This window comes from Chitinimonas sp. BJB300 (genome assembly GCF_002735695.1).
Lineage (GTDB): Bacteria > Pseudomonadota > Gammaproteobacteria > Burkholderiales > Chitinimonadaceae > Chitinimonas.
The window spans coordinates 1-14,216 of sequence record NZ_PDZH01000107.1 but is presented as its reverse complement, the minus strand read 5'-3'; the positions used below and the strand labels follow the sequence as shown (position 1 = coordinate 14,216).

The window sequence follows — 14,216 nt, the reverse complement described above, 5'->3', positions numbered from 1 at the left end:
GATCCACGCTTCCTTCCCACGCTCGGTCGCCCTCACGCAGTTGCGCTTCACTTCGTTCGCTGTGATCAACTTACGGCGGGACTTCCACCCGCAGGAGTGCGCCCATGCTGGGCGCACATGAAAAAGCGCCGTTGCAACGGCGCTTTGGATTGCCTCTGCTGTCAGGCTGCCTGTATCGCTGAACTAAGCGCTGGCCTTGCCTGCGTACCTGCCGATTGGGTTAGCACCTCATAACCGGTGTCAGTAACCAGTATCGTATGTTCCCACTGGGCGGACAGGGATCTATCCTTGGTCACAATTGTCCAGCCATCGGGTAAGCCGCGAATGTCCTTTTTACCGGCGTTAATCATCGGCTCGATCGTGAAAATCATGCCGGCCTTCAGCTCGACTCCGGTACCTGCCTTGCCGTAGTGCAGCACTTGCGGTTCTTCGTGGAATTTCTTGCCGATACCATGGCCGCAAAATTCGCGCACTACCGAGTAGCCATTCATTTCTGCATGGCGTTGAATCACTGCGCCGATATCGCCAAGACGCGCGCCGGGCTTGACTCGGTCGATGCCCAGCCACATACATTCGAACGTAACCTGCGATAGTCGCGCGGCATGTGATGGCACTGTGCCGATTTCGTACATGCGGCTGTTATCGCCGTGGTAACCGTCTTTGATGACGGTAATGTCGAGGTTGACCACGTCGCCATTCTTAAGGGGTTTGTCATTGGGAATGCCATGACAGATAACGTTGTTGACCGATGTGCAGATGGCCTTTGGGTAGGGCGTATACCCAGGCGGGCAGTAATTCAATGGGGCCGGAATGGTGCCTTGCACATTCACCATGTACTCATGGCAAAGCCTGTCCAACTCGGCCGTGGTGACGCCCGGTTTAACAAACGGCGTGATGTAATCCAACACTTCGCTGGCCAAACGGCCAGCGATGCGCATTTTTTCGATATCTTCTTGGGTTTTGATGACAATGGTCATGGTGGATTTAGCGTGGCCTAGCAAAACAGAAGGATACTGCCATCGGGTGGGGGGCGGCAATTTGAAATTGCTTAGTCATTTGATTTTAAAAAGAATTTAAGTTTTTCGTGATGTTGTTTAAATAACTAAAACAGGGAGACATTCATGCCAAACATCTTCAACCTACCCGCGCGATGGCTAGCGGGTATCGGCCTTACCGGGTTGCTAATCCACCTTTGGGCGCAGGTGGCAGGGCAGGGCAGTATCGAATTCATCAGCAAAGCGGTACCGGTGGCCTGTATGATTATCTGGCTGCAAAGCCAAAGCGGGCGCTATGCCGCGTTGATTCGCGTGGGCCTCGTCTTCTCTCTGTGTGGTGACATGCTGCTGGAAGTATCGCCTGATTTTTTCATCTGGGGTTTGTTGGCTTTTCTGTGCGCCCATATCGCCTATGTGGTTGCATTTGTCAGCGAGTCACGCCGCCTAGTCTTGGCTGGCTTGATACCCATATTGTTGTGGGTGGGAACCGCCTACGTTCTGCTCTATCCGCATCTGGGACAACTGGCGATTCCGGTTGCGGTTTATGTGAGTGTGATTGGCGCTATGCTTTGGCGTGCGTTGGCGCTTTGCGTCAAGGCGGATAGTACTTGGCAATGGGCGGCATGCCTGGGCGCGCTTTTCTTTGGCATCTCCGACACCATCCTGGCATTTGATCGCTTTCACACGCCATGGCCGGGCGCCAACCTGGCAGTCATTCTGGCTTATTGGGCGGGCCAATATGGTATTGCCCGGTCTGTATTTCGCTCCGCAGCAAGAAAAGCGTAAATATCTGATCCAGCGCAAACCGCTGCCGCTACATTTATCGTAATCTGAAAACCCAGCCGCACCAGCCGGTGTGGCAAGCACATGGAGAACTGCATTTATGCAAGGCAAGACACTCGTCGCCCTTATGGGCCTACTTTTCGCTAGTCACGCATTTGCTGCAGGGGGCGACATACTGGTTCGCGGCCGAGTCATTCAAGTGGCCCCTAGCGTATCGAGCACTGGTACGCTGGCAACCCTGAATGTGGATGTGGACAAACGCGTAGTGCCGGAGCTCGACTTCACCTACATGTTGACGGATAACCTGGGGGCCGAGTTGATTTTGGCCACCGCTCGTCATGACGTCACTGCTAACGGCACCAGCCTTGGCAAAGTGAGCCACTTACCACCTACGCTTACGCTGCAGTATCACTTCATGCCTAATGCAACTTTCCGCCCTTATGCCGGCTTGGGTGTGAACTACACGCGCTTTTACAAGAATGGATTGAAGTCGGGTGGGGCTGATCTGGAAATCGAAAAGAGCAGCTTCGGTGGGAGCTTACAGATCGGTGCGGACTACGCCATTAATAAAGACTGGTACGTCAACGTTGATTTGAAGAAGATCTATATTAAAACCGATGTCAGCGTGGCGGGTGGCGCCAAGCTAGGTACCTTGAAAATCAATCCTTTGGTGATTGGTGCGGGTATCGGTACCCGATTCTGACCAATTAGATAGTCAACAGCAAAGCGGCGATGTGTGAACATCGCCGCTTTGCTTTTAGGGATAAGATCAGGGCTGCAACCAGAGTCAAACTGCTGGGTAAGCAGACGGAATCCTAGAACATGTGTTGTCCACCATTGATGGCAACATTGGCGCCAGTGATAAATCCGGCGTTGTCGCCGGCCAGGAAAGTAATCAAGTCGGCAATCTCGCCTGGTTGACCCAGACGATTGACTGGAATGCCAGCGATGATGCCTTGGCGAATTTCCTCTTTGACCGCCATGACCATTTCGGTAGCGATATAACCAGGGCTGACGGTGTTGACGGTGACGCCTTTGCGCGCAACCTCTTGCGCCAGTGCCTTGGTAAAGCCGTGCATGCCGGCTTTTGCCGCCGAATAGTTGGTTTGGCCGAACTGGCCTTTCTGGCCATTGATGCTCGACACATTGATCACACGACCAAAGCCACGGTCAGCCATGCTGTCCACGAAATGTTTGGTCACGTTGAAGATGGAGTCGAGGTCGGTACGCAGGACGACGTCCCAATCTACTTTGCCCATCTTGCGGAAGGTGGTGTCCTTGGTAATACCGGCGTTATTCACCAGGACATCAACCGCGCCGACTTCCGCCAGCACTTTTGCCGCCATTGCCTTGCACGATTCAAAGTCCGCCACATCGCATAGATATGCACGAAAGGTGTAGCCCTTTTCTTTCTGATCAGCTAACCATTCGACTTCCTTGCCTGGACGGCTATAGGTAGTCACCACGGTATGTCCGCAGTCGGCAAGCTTTTGGCAAATGGCTGTCCCGATGCCTCCCATGCCGCCGGTTACAAGTGCGATTCTGGCCATACTTTCAGTTCTCCTGAGTTGCGTACTTAGGTGTGACCGCCTGTTGGTTCGTTTTATAGCGATCAGCGCGCAATATATACCTCGTCGTTGCGTCAGTCTTGTTACGCACGGCATATCATTGAGCACCAGTATAATCCTGCAACACATCGCTACGATTCTTGACATGTCTCAACACGTCTTCACTTCCCATATCCAGCCCGGTACGCCACCACAAACATGGTATGACGTCGCGACCGCGCAACCCGGCTTTCATAAGGACCCGGCGCAAGCGGAGGCAATCGAGCATCTACAACGTCTTTATGACGAGCTGATTGTCTTCAAGGGCAAACGTGACCGGCTATTCGGGCGCAGCCTGTTGCCCATGCCCGATGTGCCGCTGGGCCTGTATTTCTGGGGTGGGGTAGGCCGCGGGAAGAGCTTTCTGATGGATGGCTTCTTTGCTTGCGTGCCTTACCGCCGCAAGCGTCGCCTGCATTTTCATCATTTCATGCAGGAAGTACACGAGGGCCTGCGTAGCTTGAAGAATGAAGTGGACCCGCTAGCCAAGGTGGCGGCGTCCATCGCAGACAATACCCGGTTGCTTTGTTTTGATGAATTTCATGTTTCGGATATTGCCGACGCGATGATACTGGGGCGTTTGTTCACCCATTTGTTCAAGCACGGCCTGGTTTTGGTCGCGACGAGCAACTACGCCCCAGACGACCTTTATCCCAACGGTTTGCAACGGCAGAACTTCCTCCCCACCATCGCGCTCTTAAAGCAGCATGTGGTGGTGGTTAACGTGGATGGCGGCAATGATTACCGCATGCGTACCCTTACCCAGGCGCGAACCTACATCACGCCCATTACCCCGGAAACAACAACTGAGCTCCAGACCGTGTTCGATAAATTGGCCACTGCTGGCGACCTGCCAACCGATTTGCTCATCGAAGAGCGGCCAGTCAGCGCCATTCGGCATAGCCATGGCGTGATTTGGTTCAGCTTTGAACAACTGTGCGACGGCCCAAGGTCGCAGACCGATTACCTTTGGCTGGCGCGACAATACCACACCGTTATTTTGTCCGATTTGCCCAAGCTGACCGCCAAAGAGTCGTCCGCGGCACGGCGATTGACCTGGTTGGTCGATGTGTTTTACGACTATCGGGTCAAATTGATCATCTCGGCTGCCACGCCTGCCGAAGACATCTACACCGACGGCGCGTTTGCCGGAGAATTCTTCCGTACCGCGAGTCGGTTGACCGAAATGCAATCCACCGATTATCTGGCGTTGCCGCATGAGGCCGGCAAGGTCAAAGATGCCGCTCTGTCTGTGGCGCTCACCTGAGCGATTTCATCAGTACGCAGCGTATTGCCACAGCGCATCCATGGTTTTTCAGCTCGTCCCCTAGGAAATTTGTCAATGCATTGGATTTATTTGTTGGTTGCGGGTCTTTTGGAAATGGTTTGGGTAGTGGGGATGAAGTACAGCGATGGGTTTACCAAGTTAGGTTGGAGTGCATTGACACTCGTTACGATGGTGGTCAGCTTGGTGTTTCTTTCCAAAGCCATGAAAGTGTTGCCCATGGGGACAGCCTACGCCATCTGGACCGGTATCGGCGCAGTGGGCGGCGTAGTGGCGGGTATTTTGCTCTTCAGTGAATCCAGCGACTGGCCTCGCCTGTTGTGCGTGGTGCTTATTGTTGGTGGCATCATGGGCCTTAAACTGACGTCGGCGCATTGATGATGCAGGCGATTTTGCAAACCCAACTGGGTGGTGTCGAAACGCTGTACCTTGGCGAAGCCGCTATGCCCACACCGGGGCCTGAGCAACTGTTGGTGCGCGTGTGGGCAGCCGGCGTGAATCGGGCCGATATTGTGCAGCGGCAAGGTAAGTATCCCGCGCCCCCCGGTGTTTCGCCTTTGCTGGGCCTGGAGATTTCAGGCGAAGTCGAGGCGATGGGCGAAGCGGTTGAGGGCTTCACCCTAGGCGATAGTGTATTTGGGCTTGTGGGTGGCGGTGGCTATGCCGAGTTTGCGTTACTGGACGCCAGTTGCGCCAGCATCAAGCCCGATTGGTTGAGCCATCATGAAGCCGCCAGCTTGCCAGAGGCCTGGATGACGGCTTGGTTCAATCTCATCGAACTGGCTAATCTAAAAGTCGGCGAGCGGATATTGATCCATGCAGGGGCCAGCGGCGTGGGGGCTGCGGCGATTCAACTGTCGGCCCTGCACGGCGCGGAGGTTGTTTGTACCGTGGGAAGCGAAGACAAGGCGGACTTTTGTCGCCGACTGGGTGCGCACACCGCCATCAACTACCATGAGAAGGATTTTACCGACGCAGTCAAAGCGCTGGGTGGCGCCAACGTGATTCTCGATTGTATTGGTGCAGCCTATCTCGACCGCAACCTGCAGTGCCTACAGGTGGATGGCCGTTTGGTGATGATAGGCCTGATGGGCGGCGCTAATGCTTCGCTCGACTTGGGACGATTGCTGGTCAAGCGTCTCAGCCTACGTGGGTCCACTTTGCGGGCGCAGACTGAGTCGGTAAAAGCCCGCCTGAGCGTCGCACTGCGTGAGCATGTGTTGTTGGCGATTCAGGCGGGGCAGGTGCAGGTAACGGTGGACAAGATTTTTCCACTCGCAGCGGTGCAGACAGCCCACCGTTTTCTGGAAGAAAACCATAACCGCGGCAAGATTATTCTGACGCTGGATTGATCAAGAAAGCGATTTACCATGACGATGTTCCGTATTGTTTTACCGCTGGCCAGCTTGGTGGGGCTGGGTGGTTGCACCGCGATGTCGGTGGCCGGCGCAGCGGTGGGTGCGGCTACCACCGCCGTGAGTGTCACAACGGATGTTGCCGTGGCGGCTGGCAAGGGTGCGGTAAAAGCAGGGAGCTGGGCGGTAGACGCAGCGACAGCGGACAAACCCGCCACCTCTGCCGTCAACACATCAGCCAGTTTGCCAGTAACTAACGCCGCGTTACCGGTGCGCTCATCAACAACGGATGGCCTGGAGTTACGGCCATTGGTTGATTGAAGACGGCAAAGCGGCGAGCCGTTTTTACTGCTAGTGAAAGTCGCGGCTCTCGACGACCAATGCGCCCAACATGGCCGATTTATCTGCCAGCCGCTTGGCCAGCAGATGCACCACGTCACCCTCCCGTTGTACGACGCCATATACAGCCAGCAACTGCGCGCCCAGTAATTCCTTACGCTGGCGTTCCACCAGGTCATGCCGGACGATGACACTGACGTTGCCGGTTTCATCTTCCAAGGTCAGAAACACTATGCCCGTTGCGGTGCCTGGCCGTTGTCGGCCAACGACAATGCCGCATGCACGCGCGGGTTGCCGATGGGCGCATGCCATGATTTCCACCGCACTAAGCAGTTTTTCCTGGCGTAGCGCCGGGCGTAGAAATACCAAGGGGTGGTCGCGCAAACTGAGGCCCAGATGCTGATAGTCACTCAGGACCTCCTCCGCGGGGAGGGCCAGAGGAAGCGGCGGGGGCGTATCGAGCGCTGGCATAGCGTTGCCCGCCAAGTCGTCCATCAGGCCCAAGCCGCCCGCTTGCCAACGCCCCTCGCGCCGGTTGTTGCTGAACGCCATCAGAGCGTCCGCATCGGCTAATCGCTGCAAACTGCGCCTATCCAGCCCGGTGCGACGTTGTAGATCCTGCAGGTTGGCATAACCGCCTGCGGGGCGACGGGCAACAATGGCTATGCCTTTGTCCGATGCCAAGCCTTGTATCAAACGCAGGCCCAGGCGCACAGCCGGCTGTGGTTGGCCGGTCTCTTCCAGGCTGCAGTCCCACCCGCTGCGCTGTACGTCCAGCGGATGAAACACCACCTCATGCCGTAATGCATCTTGAATCAGCTGGCTGACACTGTAGAAACCCATGGGGTGGCTCACGAAGGCGGCGGGCTGGTGGCATTTAAGCCAAGCCGATGCGTACACCAACAAGGCAAAGCTGGCAGAGTGCGATTCCGGAAAACCATAGCTGGCAAAACCTTCGATCTGCGCCCAGATTTGCTCGGCAAACGCCAGTGGGTAGCCGCGCGCCAGCATGCCTTCAATCAATTTTTGCTGGTAGCCGCCCAGTTTGCCTGTTCTTTGCCAAGCCGCCATGGACCGGCGTAACTGGTCGGCTTGGCCTGGGGTAAAACCTGCGGCAACGACGGCCAACTGCATCACCTGTTCTTGAAAAATCGGTACGCCACAGGTACGGCTGAGCACGGCTTGTAACGCGCTGTAGGTATCATCGAGCGGCTCATTACTAAACCGCCTGTGCAGATAGGGAGCCACCATGCCTCCTTGGATGGGGCCGGGCCGCACAATGGCGATTTGCACCACCAGATCGTAAAAGCATCTTGGCCGAAGACGCGGCAGCATAGCCATCTGGGCACGTGATTCAACTTGAAACACACCCACCGTATCCGCCTTGCAGATCATATCGTAGGTGGCGATGTCCTTATCCGGGATATCGGCCAGGGTCATCGGCCGGCCTTGGCGGGCCGAGACCAGATCCAATGTTCGTCGTAGTGCCGTCAGCATACCTAGCGCCAACACATCCACCTTCAGAAGACCTAGGCTTTCCAAGTCGTCCTTATCCCACTGAATCACCGTTCGGTCGGGCATGCTGGCATTTTCGATGGGTACCAGCCGGGCCAGCGGGCCGCGGGATAGCACGAAACCCCCTACATGCTGGGACAGGTGGCGAGGAAAGCGTCGAAGTTGCTGTACGAGCTTAAGTAGCCGCTGCACCTGATGGGTGTTGGGGTCAAAACCAGCCTCGGCCAGCCGTATCGGTAGATCACCGGGTTTGTCCCACCAGGCGAGGAGTTCGCTTAGACGGCTGAGCTGCTCCTCATCAAACCCCAGTGCCCGGCCGATATCGCGCATTGCGCTTTTGGTGCGATAAGTAACGACAGCAGCGGCCAGCGCAGCACGGTCGCGCCCGTATTTGCGATAGAGATACTGAATGATGACTTCACGCCGTTCGTGTTCGAAATCCACATCGATATCAGGCGGCTCGTTACGCTCGGTTGAGATGAATCGCTCAAACAGCAGATTGCTCTGCTCGGGACTGATTTCGGTAATGCCCAGCACATAACAAACCACCGAGTTGGCCGCCGACCCACGCCCCTGGCACAAAATGCCCTGGCTGCGCGCAAAACGTACCGTATCTTCCACCGTCAGGAAGAAAGCGGCGTAATCCATTTGCGCAATAAGGCGCAATTCTTTTTGTACCTGCGCTACAACCGTCACGGGTGCCCCATCAGGGTAGCGTTGCTGTAGGCCAATTTCGGTGAGTGCAGCGAGATAGCTATCGGGCGAATGGCCATCTGGCACCAGCTCAAGCGGATACTCGTAGCGCAGGCTATCCAGGGAAAACCGGCACCGCTGGGCGATATGGAGCGTTTCAGCCAGCAGGGCAGGTGGGTAGAGCGGCGCCAGCATTCCCCGTGGGCGTAGGTGGCGCTCTCCATTAGCAAACAGCGCAAACCCGCAACTGGCGACCGGTCTGCCTAGTCGTATGGCAGTCAATGCATCCTGCAACATACGTCGGGAACGCACATGCATATGCACGTTACCTGCAGCCACGCAGCGCAAACCCGCCTGCACCGCCAGCGCTTGCAGGGTTACCAGCCGTTCAGCGTCGTCGGCTTGTTGAAACAATTCCACCGCCAGCCAAGCCCTATCCGGGAAGTGGGTGGTGAACCAACGGGCGTCACTCAGCATCGCTATCGGCGGCGGTAACCACAAGGCCAATAGCCGGCCAGCCAGGGCTGCGACATCCGCCCGGCACAGCTGATAGCTCCCCTTACTTGCATTTTGCCGTGCCTGGGTGATGAGCTGCGCCAAATCACCGTAGGCCTCTCGGTCAGGTGCCAGCAGGACAACGCGTAGCCCATCATCCAAGCAAAATTCGCTGCCGATAATCAGCGGCAAGCCCTTTTCTTTTGCCGCATCGTGCGCACGTACGATGCCTGCCAGTGTGCAATCGTCAGTAATGGCAAGCGCCTTGTAGCCCAGTTGTTGGGCGCGCTCAACCAGTTCCTCCGCAGTAGATGCACCGCGCTGGAAGCTGAAGTTGGACAAGCAATGCAATTCGGCGTAGTCGGGCAGCATGGGGCGGCAGTGGTTGGAATTAGGTTAGGCGTCGTGCGGGGCCCGCTGGCTAGGCAAACAAGCCATGCAGGAACCACGCACCATCAATGCGCTGTCGGTAGATCCAATAACGGCGGCCCGATGGCCCGCCGGCTTGAAAATAATCGCGTGCCACACTTTCACCCTCCCACCAGCCGGATTCGATGCGCTCGGCCGGGCTCAATAGGGTCAGCAGTTCGCCATGCCAAGGCTGACCGTTGCGAATTGCCAATGCAATAGGTTTCGCCAGCAGCCAACCGGGGCGAGTAGCGGGTAAAGGTGCTGGTACGGTGGCGCTGTCGGAAGCCATACACCAAGCCCGTTCGGGGCGATGGTCGGCAACGCAGGCCAGCTGGCGTACGGCCGCCTCGCCTAAACGGGCACTCAGGCGAGCATGCAGCAAATCTAAATCAGCCTGCGTCTGACCATCACCAAACAAGCCGATGGCTTCGGCGTCGAGCCGGTGCAGTGTCTCGGCCTTCAATACCAGGGCATGCACTGGCGCCGTCAGACGAAAGCCGGCCAAGCGCTCCCGCGTGATGGCAAACATGTCGCCCGTCGAGCGGGTAAGTTTGCCAAAACCAATGGGTAACTCGCTTTGGCCCCCTCCTTCGTGTGCCAGACGGAACACCACGTGTTGTACGCCCAGTCCCCGGCCATGCAAGAAGGCCGCCAATTCCAGCAATAAACGGCGCATAACAAAGCCCAGCGCCTCGACCTGCTCAATATGCCAACTCAACTCCAAATACCGCTCAAAACAGGCAGCAGGAACAAAAGGTTGGCGTGGGTCGGGTTCATTACCCATCGCCTTATCGAGCAGGCCAAGTAATTCGGTACCAAACCGTAATCCCATGCCACTGCGTGGCAGGCCGGCCAACTCGCCAAACTGGCGCAAGCCCAGGTCATGCAGCTGCTGAAGCAGGCGAGGGGGCCAGGGTAGCTGGGCCAGAGGCAATTGCATTAAGGTTTGTCGCCAGTCCGTTGCCGGTATCACACCTTGTTGTGCAAACCAGCTGGCGGCGAGTGGCGTGGAGGCGAGGCCATGCTGCACCTGTATCTCCAGCACCTGCAAGCCATCCACCACTAGACCAAGCAGGCGTGGCAACCCTTTGAAGTAGCCGAGGCAGCCCTCTATCTCCAGCAGCAACCCCGTTGGCGGGTCGAGGCAGACGGTAGGGGTGAATTGCATTGCCCAATTGGCGAGATTGCCTAGTAACGCAGTTTCTTGCGCGGGCTGGCGCTTGGCGACTTGCAGGTTGGCTGCCAAAGCCAGTGCTGCCGACCGCCGCAGCCCCGACTGAATGCCCAGCGCTTGCGCCGCCCTGTTTGCCACCAGCACGTGTTCCTGGCGGTTATGCCGATCAACAACAACCCAGGCTTCAGCCGACGTGGGGTCGAGGCTCAGTGCTTCGAGCGGCAGAGCGGGTAGGTGTAAAGCTAGCCACAGCATGATGGGACTGTCCGTAAGCGGGATAGCGGGCCGGCGAAATGTGCGGTAGGAAAACAGGATGATGATGTGGTGCGCCACGCCGTTTGAGCACGTGGATTGTCACGCCACCGGCAACGGCAGCCACACTGAGTCGTAAAGCAAGCGGAGAAGGATAGATGCTGCCATGGGCTTCACGCAGCACAAAGCCGCAACCCCCGCCTTTTTCCGCCGCCAGCTGCAAGCGCCGTGCAGGCTGATCGCCCAGTGGTTGTTTCAGCCAGCTCACCACTGCGCCACAGGCGGGCTCACGCAGTGCTTGTTCGCTGGCCCAGAGCGTATCAGATGGCGTTGATGCGCTTATCCAGGTCAGATAGCGCATATCCACGCCGGCGCTTTGCCACGCAGGTGGATACGGTATGTGGGGGGGCGAGATCAGTAATACGCGCTGTCCGGATTGCGTTAGCCGGGCCAAAGCGGGCAGCAACAGGCGTAATTCCCCGCAACCGGGCCGGTGGGTCAGAAGTTCTGTCACCGCTGCTTTAGGCCACCCTCCACCAGGCAGGATTGCGGCCAACTCGGGGTGAAAGCAGTCAATCGCCTCCGTATTTGCCCGATATAGGCCATCACCGCGCCAAATGGCGGGGTGCTTTAAAACCTCAGCAAGTGCGGCATGCATAACACGACTCCGGTGAACAATCGTTCGCTAAATTATGGAGAACGATCGTTCACTTTGCAATTCCGTCTGTCATGCGGACGATTACGTCTTTAAGTTGAAATCACCACTGGCCTAGCGCTTCTTGTGGGATTTGCGAATGGCCGGTCTTGCCTTACCCTTGGCTTTCGATTTTTTTGTGACAGGCTTTGGTGGAGGCGGCAACAGGCTCGGGTCTAGCCAGGCGGCTTTGATGGCTTGCGCCAGTTCATGCGTGGCCATAGCGTATAGCGTGCTGCGGTTGTAACGGGTGATGGCGTAGAAGTTACCCAGCCCTAGCCAGTATCGCGTCATGCCGGGTTCGCTTTCCAAGGGTACCAGTACGGCAAGCGGGTCGCCCTCCAAGCGTCTGGCTGGCACAACACCGAATGCAGTCAACTCGCTTACTTTGTAGTGCAGGTTGAATTTATCTTCGACCAGGGGGCTATAGGCTTCTCCCTCTACATTGGCGGGAACAACGAGTCCTTGGCCCTTCACCCAGCCATGCGCCCTGAAATAGTTGGCGACGCTGGCCAGGATATCGCCCACATTGCCATGAATATCATGGTGCCCATCGCCATCCCAGTCCTGGGCGAATTTGTGGAAGCTGGAGGGCATGAATTGGGGCATACCCATGGCGCCAGCGTAGCTGCCACGGAATGAAAACGGGTCAACACCTTCTTCGCGGGTAAGCAGAAGGAATTCTCGTAGCTCGGTACGAAAGAAGTCGGCACGGCGTGGGTAACCAAAGGCGGTGGTTGCCAGTGCATCCATCACCCTAAAACTGCCAGTATTGCGTCCCCACAATGTTTCCACGCCCAGAATGCTGACGAGGTATTCCGGTTCGATACCATATTTCTCTGATACGGCTTGCAACAAGCCAGCATGGTCCTGCCAGAACGCAACTCCAAGACGAATACGCGTGTTGTTAACGAAGTCAGGCCGGAACTGGTAGTAGGGCCGACTGGTGGAGGGGCGGTCGAAGATAGTAAGGATATTGGGCTTGAACTGAACCTGCGTGAACAAGTCGGTCAGTGACTGCGCATTAAAACCGTATTTCTGCACCATCTCGTTGATGAATGCCTGCACGTCGGGTCGATAGGCAAAATTCGCAACATCGGTCGTTGCCTGCCCACCAAGGAGGGGCCGCACCGGGTTTTCTGCATTGGCGGCAGATAAGGGCAATGCAGGCGGGTCGGCGGCCAGACAGCTAAGGGCAACAAGGCTGAGTAAGGTAGTGCGTAAAGGCAAAGTGTTGTCCTGGTTTCAAGGGCCGTTCAATCGCCATTGTTTTAAATCGGTAACGTTGCAGAGGGATAGCGCTTCAGCCGTGGTGGGATAGCGCTGACGAAAGCAGTTTTGCTGTAATGTCCACAATCGGAATCACGCGTTCATACGCCATGCGGGTGGGGCCGATAACGCCCAACGTGCCGACAATCTGGCCGTTTACCTTGTAGGGCGCAGTTACGACCGAGCATTCATCCATCGGCGCAATACCCGCTTCACCGCCAATGAATATTTGCACACCGGCTGCATGCTGGCTGTGGTCAAGCAATTGCAGTAAGACGGTTTTCTCTTCAAATACACGGAACAGCTGCCGTAGTCGCTCTACGTTATTGGATAGATCATCCACCCGCAGCAGATTACTTTCGCCACTGAGCACATATGGGTTGGCTTCATCGGCCATGGCTTGGCTGCCGGCCTGAACTGCTGCATTCATGAGGTGGCTGATATCGCCCTGCAAATGGCGCAGCTCCTGGTAGACAGCATCGCGGACACCTTCCAGGGTGCGGCCTGCACAGTGCTGGCTGAGGAAATTACTGGCTTCGACCAACTCGCTGGCGCTGTAGTCCCGCTCTGTCAATAAGATGCGGTTTTGCACGTCACCATCGGCCGACACCAATATCAACAGCACGCGCTTGTCCGACAGGCGCAGGAACTCAATCTGGGTCAACGAGATACCGCGCCGCTTGGGGGTGAGCACGACACCGGCGAATTCGGTGAGCTGGCTGAGCAGATGAGACGCTGCAGCCACCGCACGTGTTGGGTTGTCCGGTTGCAATTGGCATTCTAGCTCGCGTATCTGCACCTGTTGTAGCGGTTGGATGGTGAGCATTGTATCGACGAACAGCCGATAGCCGAGGGAGGTAGGGATACGGCCGGCGGAAGTATGCGGGCTGGTGATCAGGCCTAGCTCTTCCAGGTCGGACATGATGTTGCGGATCGACGCGGGGGAAAGATCGAGGTTGGCGTAACGGGATAGTGTACGAGACCCAACCGGCTGCCCCTCGGCGATATAGCGTTCAACCAGTATCTTGAGGAGGATTTGTGCACGTTCGCTTAGCATAAGTCGATTGTAGCGCGTCGGCGTATCGCGGCAAGCAGGGAGTCGCTGACATGTAATGTTGGGGTGGCGCAACAGTTAGGGCTGCCAAACGACAGATGTGGGCATGAAAACATATTCGCTTTTACTTGTCTCGCGTAGTCTTGCCTGAGTTGCAGCTTGCCAATCTTATTCACCCGGCAACTAAGGGTTGATTTATTGGTGTCCGCCCCCAACTGATAGAAATGGACAAAGAAGACGGACGCAAGCTGTCGCGGCAAGAACAGCACGAAAGGCGCAAGCAAGCTGTGAGGTT

The 14,216-nt window shown here is 56.6% G+C and carries 13 protein-coding genes; 6 read left to right on the top strand and 7 right to left on the bottom strand.

Annotated features, from left to right (window positions below):
* Nucleotides 1–161 precede the first annotated feature (161 nt).
* Nucleotides 162–977, bottom strand: a complete 816-nt coding sequence (gene map / locus CSQ89_RS16295) for a type I methionyl aminopeptidase (protein ID WP_099407169.1) — start codon at nucleotides 975–977, stop codon at nucleotides 162–164.
* A gap of 144 nt (nucleotides 978–1,121) precedes the next feature.
* On the opposite strand from map, the gene CSQ89_RS16290 reads away from it, so the two are divergent.
* Both CSQ89_RS16290 and CSQ89_RS16285 read left to right on the top strand, forming a co-directional pair.
* Nucleotides 1,122–1,781, top strand: a complete 660-nt coding sequence (locus tag CSQ89_RS16290; RefSeq protein WP_099407168.1) for a lysoplasmalogenase — start codon at nucleotides 1,122–1,124, stop codon at nucleotides 1,779–1,781.
* Nucleotides 1,782–1,878: 97 nt separating this feature from the next.
* The gene (locus CSQ89_RS16285) at nucleotides 1,879–2,481 is read left to right on the top strand and encodes an OmpW/AlkL family protein (RefSeq protein WP_099407167.1); all 603 of its coding nucleotides are present in this window, start codon (nucleotides 1,879–1,881) and stop codon (nucleotides 2,479–2,481) included.
* Nucleotides 2,482–2,593: 112 nt separating this feature from the next.
* On the opposite strand, the gene phbB is transcribed toward CSQ89_RS16285, so the two are convergent.
* Complete coding sequence (phbB, locus tag CSQ89_RS16280) at nucleotides 2,594–3,328, bottom strand: acetoacetyl-CoA reductase (protein WP_099407166.1); 735 nt, start codon at nucleotides 3,326–3,328, stop codon at nucleotides 2,594–2,596.
* Between the two features lie 163 nt (nucleotides 3,329–3,491).
* On the opposite strand from phbB, the gene zapE reads away from it, so the two are divergent.
* From zapE to CSQ89_RS22955, 4 genes are all read left to right on the top strand, one after another.
* Entirely contained in the window at nucleotides 3,492–4,652 is a 1,161-nt protein-coding gene (zapE, locus tag CSQ89_RS16275) for a cell division protein ZapE (RefSeq protein ID WP_099407165.1), read from the top strand.
* Between the two features lie 75 nt (nucleotides 4,653–4,727).
* On the top strand, nucleotides 4,728–5,048 hold the full coding sequence (locus tag CSQ89_RS16270; protein WP_099407164.1) for a DMT family transporter: 321 nt from the start codon (nucleotides 4,728–4,730) through the stop codon (nucleotides 5,046–5,048).
* Complete coding sequence (locus CSQ89_RS16265; protein WP_199065629.1) at nucleotides 5,048–6,022, top strand: NAD(P)H-quinone oxidoreductase; 975 nt, start codon at nucleotides 5,048–5,050, stop codon at nucleotides 6,020–6,022. Before CSQ89_RS16270 ends, CSQ89_RS16265 begins: the two co-directional genes overlap by 1 nt.
* An 18-nt stretch (nucleotides 6,023–6,040) precedes the next feature.
* Entirely contained in the window at nucleotides 6,041–6,346 is a 306-nt protein-coding gene (locus CSQ89_RS22955) for a hypothetical protein (protein ID WP_186293429.1), read from the top strand.
* A gap of 30 nt (nucleotides 6,347–6,376) precedes the next feature.
* Here the strand turns inward: CSQ89_RS22955 and CSQ89_RS16255 are convergent, their stop codons facing one another.
* The 5 genes from CSQ89_RS16255 to hrcA form a co-directional block, all read right to left on the bottom strand.
* Nucleotides 6,377–9,439 carry an error-prone DNA polymerase gene (locus tag CSQ89_RS16255; protein WP_099407162.1) on the bottom strand — a complete coding sequence of 1,021 codons (3,063 nt, stop codon included), beginning with the start codon at nucleotides 9,437–9,439 and terminating at the stop codon, nucleotides 6,377–6,379.
* A 49-nt stretch (nucleotides 9,440–9,488) separates the two neighbouring features.
* Complete coding sequence (locus tag CSQ89_RS16250) at nucleotides 9,489–10,907, bottom strand: Y-family DNA polymerase (protein ID WP_139023141.1); 1,419 nt, start codon at nucleotides 10,905–10,907, stop codon at nucleotides 9,489–9,491.
* Nucleotides 10,837–11,562 carry a translesion DNA synthesis-associated protein ImuA gene (gene imuA, locus CSQ89_RS16245; protein WP_099407160.1) on the bottom strand — a complete coding sequence of 242 codons (726 nt, stop codon included), beginning with the start codon at nucleotides 11,560–11,562 and terminating at the stop codon, nucleotides 10,837–10,839. The genes CSQ89_RS16250 and imuA overlap by 71 nt, the downstream gene beginning before the upstream one ends.
* A 111-nt stretch (nucleotides 11,563–11,673) precedes the next feature.
* Nucleotides 11,674–12,828, bottom strand: coding sequence for a lytic murein transglycosylase B (gene mltB, locus CSQ89_RS16240; protein ID WP_099407159.1), 1,155 nt, complete (start codon nucleotides 12,826–12,828; stop codon nucleotides 11,674–11,676).
* 73 nt (nucleotides 12,829–12,901) lie between these two features.
* Entirely contained in the window at nucleotides 12,902–13,924 is a 1,023-nt protein-coding gene (gene hrcA / locus CSQ89_RS16235; RefSeq protein WP_099407158.1) for a heat-inducible transcriptional repressor HrcA, read from the bottom strand.
* Nucleotides 13,925–14,216: the final 292 nt, after the last annotated feature.

Excerpts from the sequence above, each read along its gene's own strand:
- map (WP_099407169.1), bottom strand. The coding sequence starts at position 977 with ATGACCATTGTCATCAAAACCCAAGAAGATATCGAAAAAATGCGCATC.
- hrcA (WP_099407158.1), bottom strand. The coding sequence starts at position 13,924 with ATGCTAAGCGAACGTGCACAAATCCTCCTCAAGATACTGGTTGAACGC.
- CSQ89_RS16255 (WP_099407162.1), bottom strand. The coding sequence starts at position 9,439 with ATGCTGCCCGACTACGCCGAATTGCATTGCTTGTCCAACTTCAGCTTC.
- CSQ89_RS16285 (WP_099407167.1), top strand. The coding sequence starts at position 1,879 with ATGCAAGGCAAGACACTCGTCGCCCTTATGGGCCTACTTTTCGCTAGT.
- CSQ89_RS16250 (WP_139023141.1), bottom strand. The coding sequence starts at position 10,907 with ATGCTGTGGCTAGCTTTACACCTACCCGCTCTGCCGCTCGAAGCACTG.
- CSQ89_RS16265 (WP_199065629.1), top strand. The coding sequence starts at position 5,048 with ATGATGCAGGCGATTTTGCAAACCCAACTGGGTGGTGTCGAAACGCTG.
- phbB (WP_099407166.1), bottom strand. The coding sequence starts at position 3,328 with ATGGCCAGAATCGCACTTGTAACCGGCGGCATGGGAGGCATCGGGACA.
- imuA (WP_099407160.1), bottom strand. The coding sequence starts at position 11,562 with ATGCATGCCGCACTTGCTGAGGTTTTAAAGCACCCCGCCATTTGGCGC.
- zapE (WP_099407165.1), top strand. The coding sequence starts at position 3,492 with ATGTCTCAACACGTCTTCACTTCCCATATCCAGCCCGGTACGCCACCA.
- CSQ89_RS16270 (WP_099407164.1), top strand. The coding sequence starts at position 4,728 with ATGCATTGGATTTATTTGTTGGTTGCGGGTCTTTTGGAAATGGTTTGG.
- CSQ89_RS22955 (WP_186293429.1), top strand. The coding sequence starts at position 6,041 with ATGACGATGTTCCGTATTGTTTTACCGCTGGCCAGCTTGGTGGGGCTG.
- CSQ89_RS16290 (WP_099407168.1), top strand. The coding sequence starts at position 1,122 with ATGCCAAACATCTTCAACCTACCCGCGCGATGGCTAGCGGGTATCGGC.